Source organism: Alkalihalophilus lindianensis (assembly GCF_032843265.1).
In the GTDB taxonomy this organism is placed as follows: domain Bacteria; phylum Bacillota; class Bacilli; order Bacillales; family Bacillaceae_D; genus Alkalihalophilus; species Alkalihalophilus lindianensis.
The window spans coordinates 1-228 of record NZ_JAWJBA010001170.1 but is presented as its reverse complement, the minus strand read 5'-3'; the positions used below and the strand labels follow the sequence as shown (position 1 = coordinate 228).

Annotated in this window: 1 protein-coding gene; it reads left to right on the top strand. The window is 42.5% G+C overall.

Annotation, left to right across the window (positions count from 1 at the left end; translation table 11 throughout):
• The coding region (locus RYX56_RS25750; RefSeq protein WP_317124564.1) for an isocitrate lyase/phosphoenolpyruvate mutase family protein at window positions 1-228 on the top strand (228 nt) is incomplete at both ends.

Sequence of the window (228 nt, the reverse complement as noted above, 5' to 3'; positions counted from 1 at the left end):
CAAAAAATCAAGGTAATTAAAGAAGTGGCCCCTACCTTAATTGTCATTGCCCGCACAGATGCTGTTACAGTTGTAGGCATAGAGTCCGCCATTGCTCGTGCAAATCAATATCTTACGGCTGGGGCCGATGCCATCTTTCCAGAGGCGATTGAATCGACTAAGGATTTTCTAAAAATCAAACAAATGGTGAATGCACCATTACTCGCCAATATGACTGAGTTTGGAAAA